General features: G+C 40.9%; 4 protein-coding genes. All 4 read left to right on the forward strand.

The features are described 5' to 3' along the window. The coding region (locus L2764_RS25735) for a hypothetical protein (protein ID WP_248943207.1) at positions 1–300 on the forward strand (300 nt) is incomplete at its 5' end. A 140-nt stretch (positions 301–440) separates the two neighbouring features. After that, entirely contained in the window at positions 441–2,603 is a 2,163-nt protein-coding gene (uvrD, locus tag L2764_RS25740) for a DNA helicase II (RefSeq protein ID WP_248943208.1), read from the forward strand. Between the two features lie 46 nt (positions 2,604–2,649). Further along, complete coding sequence (gene ubiA / locus L2764_RS25745; protein ID WP_248943209.1) at positions 2,650–3,528, forward strand: 4-hydroxybenzoate octaprenyltransferase; 879 nt, start codon at positions 2,650–2,652, stop codon at positions 3,526–3,528. A gap of 802 nt (positions 3,529–4,330) precedes the next feature. Further along, positions 4,331–4,861, forward strand: a complete 531-nt coding sequence (locus L2764_RS25750; RefSeq protein WP_248943210.1) for a hypothetical protein — start codon at positions 4,331–4,333, stop codon at positions 4,859–4,861. Positions 4,862–5,003: the final 142 nt, after the last annotated feature.

Consider the following 5,003-nt stretch of genomic DNA (forward strand, 5'->3'; position numbering starts at 1 on the left):
GCAATAGCAATAGCAATAGCAATAGCAATAGCAATAGCAATAGCAATAGCAATAGCAATAGCAATAGCAATAGCAATAGCAATAGCAATAGCAATAGCAATAGCAATAGCAATAGCAATAGCAATAGCAATAGCAATAGCAATAGCAATAGCAATAGCAATAGCAATAGCAATAGCAATAGCAATAGCAATAGCACTTGCGACGAAGGCATGGAATTGGGATTATTTATTGATGCCTTTTGTGGGCACTTGTGTGGGAGGACTCATCAGTCAATGGGTCTTTTCTTTTAAGGAAGGGTAGAGCCAACGTACCCTACTGCAATCCGTTATTAAGAACTGTTTTAAGAACCGTTAAAGGACAGCCTCTTACCACTCCCTAAGAGGGATAACCTCGCCTGATAACTTCTGTTATACTTCCTGCTCGATTTTTTGGAGGCAATAATGGACGTATCTTCTTTACTGGACGGCCTGAATGATAAGCAACGTGAGGCTGTTGGCGCACCTCAATCTAGTATGCTGATTTTGGCGGGTGCTGGCAGTGGTAAAACACGGGTATTGACCCATCGCATTGCTTGGTTAATGCAAGTAGAGCAGCAAAGCCCTTATGCTATTTTAGCCGTTACCTTTACCAATAAAGCCGCGGCAGAAATGCGCATTCGGGTGGAAAAAGTTGCTGGCGGTAACATGGGACGTATGTGGATAGGGACCTTTCATGGTTTAGCACATCGATTGCTTCGCACCCATTATAAAGACGCTAATTTACCCCAAAGCTTTCAAATTCTCGACTCTGATGATCAGTTAAGACTGATAAAACGTATTTTAAAAAGCCTTAATTTGGATGAAAAACAGTATCCTCCTCGTCAAGCCCAAGGCTATATTAATGGGAAAAAAGATTTAGGTTTAAGGCCTTCACATATTGATGCGGGTGGTTTCCCCATTGAGCAAAATTTACTCGCCATTTATAAAGTTTATCAAGAATCTTGTGATCGTGCGGGTTTGGTGGATTTTGCTGAAATATTATTGCGTGCCCATGAGCTTTGGCTTAATAAACCCCATATTTTAGAGCATTATCAAGACAGGTTTAAGCATATTTTAGTGGACGAGTTTCAAGATACCAATGCGATACAATATGCTTGGATCCGTGTGCTTGCCGGTGTGAAAGCCAATGTCATGATCGTGGGGGATGACGATCAGTCTATTTATGGTTGGCGCGGCGCACAAGTTGAAAATTTACATAAATTTTTAGCCGATTTTCCTGCAGCCCAAACGATTCGATTAGAGCAAAATTACCGTTCAACAGGTCATATTTTAAAAGCATCGAACGCACTAATTGCGAACAATGCCGAGCGCTTGGGTAAAAAACTATGGACTGAAGATAAAGATGGTGAGCCTATTGGCCTTTATTGTGCCTTTAATGAAATGGATGAAGCCCGTTTTATTATCGGCTGTATTAGTGAATGGCTAGATCAAGGTAAAAAACTTGAAGACTGCGCAATTTTATATCGTTCTAACGCGCAATCTCGAGTATTGGAAGAAGCCTTATTGCATAAAGGTTTATCTTATCGTATTTACGGCGGTCAACGCTTCTTCGAACGGCAAGAAATTAAAGATGCAATGGGTTATTTGCGTCTGATGAATAACAAAGATGATGATGCGGCATTTGAGCGGGTGGTCAATACCCCAGCCCGTGGGATTGGTGGACGTACATTAGATATTCTTCGTCAAACAGCGCGTCAACATGAGCTGACCCTGTGGCAAGCAGCCTTGCGCTTACTAGAAGAAAAAGTCTTCAGTGGTAGAGCGGCGAATGCGGTGCGTGGCTTCATGGATTTAATTGTGACGATGAGTCAAGACGCTGGCACGCGCTCTTTGCATTTAATGACCGATCATGTGATTAGTCACTCTGGTTTAAAAGTCATGTATGAAGCGGAAAAGGGTGAGAAGGCCCGAGCGAGGATTGAAAACTTAGAGGAACTGGTTATTGCTGCCCGCAGTTTTGTGATGCCTGAAGAGGGTGAAGACATGGGAGAGCTCAATGCCTTTTTATCTCATGCGGCGCTAGAGGCGGGAGAAGGGCAAGCGGATGATTTTACCGATGCAGTGCAGCTGATGACGTTGCATTCAGCGAAAGGGCTGGAATTTCCAATGGTCTTTATGGCCGGTGTCGAAGAAGGGCTCTTTCCGAGTCAAAGAGCCATTGAAGAAGGGGACAGGCTCGATGAAGAGCGTCGTCTTTGTTATGTCGGAATGACGCGAGCCATGCAAAAACTGTACATTTGCTATGCAGAATCTCGTCGTTTATACGGGCGAGAAGATTATGCAAGGCCTTCACGGTTTATTGGTGAAATTCCCAAAGAGCATGTTCAGGAAATTCGTTTAAAGACCCAAGTGTCAAGACCCAGTGTAAGCACGCCTTCTAGAAAGGCCAATATAGCGAATGATTCTGGTTTCAAGTTAGGTCAAAAAGTCATGCACCCTAAATTTGGGGAGGGCTTAATCACGAATTATGAGGGCTGTGGTGCACAATCTCGTGTGGAAGTGAATTTCTTTGATGTAGGCAGTAAATGGTTGATGTTGGCCTATGCAAGATTAGAGTCTTGCTAGTGGGTAAAATAGGCTTTATGGATCTTGAATTCGGGTAATGAAATTAATGAATATAAAAGAAAGAGTATCCGTTTATATGCGTCTTGCACGTATGGATCGCCCTATTGGTACTTTTTTACTCCTCTGGCCTTGTTTGATGGCATTAATGTTGGCCGCGGGTGGCATGCCAGATGTAAAGAATATCGTCATTTTTGTCATTGGTGTTTTAGTGATGCGCTCTTGTGGCGATATTGTTAATGATTATGCTGATAGAGAACTTGATGGTCACGTTGAGCGAACAAAAAGCAGGCCATTAGCGAGTGGGGAGGTGAGTGCTAAAGAAGCCTTGAGTTTATTTTTCGCACTGGCTTTTATCGCCTTCTTATTGGTATTAATGCTTAACCCTTTAGTGATGAAGCTTGCTGTAGTGGGGATTATTCTCACGGTGATCTACCCCTTTATGAAACGCGTGACTAATATGCCGCAGATGTTTTTAGGGGTTGTGTGGAGTTGGTCTATTCCTATTGCCTACGCGGCACAATTAGGCCACGTTCCTCGCCATGCTTGGTGGTTATTTGCCGCTAATTGGTGTTGGACTGTGGCATATGACACTATGTATGCGATGGTGGATAGGGATGATGATCTTAGAGTTGGGATTAAATCGACGGCTATTTTATTTGGGCAATACGATCGGCAGATCATTTTTGGCTTTCAATTAGCGGCATTAGTGTGCTTTATGGCAGCAGGTTATTTTGCCGATAGGGGCCTTATTTATGGGCTGGGGATATTGGCATTTGTCGGCTTTGGCCTCTACCAACAAAAGCTTATTTTTAATCGTGATAGGGCGTTATGCTTTAAGGCATTTTTAAACAATAATTGGGCTGGAATGAGTTTGTTTATTGCCTTAGGTCTTGATTATTTAGTGGGATCGCTAGGATCGGTGTAACGTTGGGGGTTAAATATGATTCGATATAAAAGCGATTTTTATCGTGGCTTAGAATGGTGGACTCGTCATTCTAAGCTAATAAGCCAACAAAGAGAAAAACCGATCACTTAGTAACGAGTAGCCGAAGCCCTTTTATTTCAGTATTAGATACGCGTTTATGACTCCTTTGACTACGTTATCGCTTATGTCGTTAGGATCACCAATCTGAAATCTGAACTATGGGTTGTGAATGTTAAGATTACTTTTTATTCACTTAGAAATCAATTTGTTAATCAAGTAAGTGCGATTATTCATTCTATTGTTATAATTAAATTAGCAGTAAAAATTGATTGTAAAAGACACGATGTCATATTACTCGCCATACGCTTTAATATGGCAGTCAATCTGTCCTATTATTTTTATTGTGATTTAACCGCTTATCAAACATGAATAAGTGAGAGGTAAGAGGGGGGCGGGGGGTGATTTGTTTTAAAAGGCATCATTGTATTACCTTACCTTTACTCGGGGTCGTAATGGGTATATTTATTTTGCATCTATTTTGCATCTATTTTGCATCTATTTTACATCTATTTCAAATCAATAAGTTAATAAATATCCGTTGTCAGGTCATTTTATTGTTTTTTTGGTAGTGCCATGATTGTCGATATCAAGACGAGGTTGAGTAGGTAATAGTGGCATATTATTAGAAAGTTCAATCCCAACAGGGTCTAATTGGCAGTATATACACGGTATGGTTTAAACTGAATTCTGGTTGGTTAGCATTATTTTATTGAGATAAAAAATATGGTTAGGAGGAGCTTACATGGAATGGAGCTTAGCTTATGATGCAGTTAAGTGGACTTATTATGATGCATTATTACTGATCACTATGATTGTTATTATTTGTTTTTGGGGAGTCATTGTCCGTTTCAAGCATCCCAGTATATTGTCGTGGCTAGTGGTCGGTATGGGACTTGTTATTCTAGGAGGGGTTACCTATATTAGTCGTGTTCAAGCATTCCAATTAAGCCAATTACTGGATAGTCGTTTAGATGTTGAAATCGTACAAGGGCCGTTCGAATATGGCCAGTATCATTTTCCTTATAGTGCAGATTATGGAGTTGATTATCGTGAAATTATGATTGGAGGGAAAAAATTAAGACTCTACCATTCAGGTTACTTGAAAAATAATCGTTGTTATCGGCAGTTTTATCGGAGTAATACCTTACAAAACGCTAGTCATCTAAGGCTGCATATTTACTGGTATGATTATTATTTAGAATATAAGGAGCAGTCTATTAATTTAAGGACGCCCTGTATTTTAAAAATTGAAGCGAAATATTTAACTCTATAGTATCACTAGCTCAAGATAACCTAATGATACTATTAATTAACAAACGGTAAACCCCCGGCTCTGCCGGGGTGACTCGCATAGGTTTCACCTATACCGCGGTATAGGTAGGCTCAAGTCTCGACCAAAAGACAGGAGAGCAACC

It is taken from the genome of Shewanella surugensis (genome assembly GCF_023284005.1).
GTDB lineage: Bacteria > Pseudomonadota > Gammaproteobacteria > Enterobacterales > Shewanellaceae > Shewanella > Shewanella surugensis.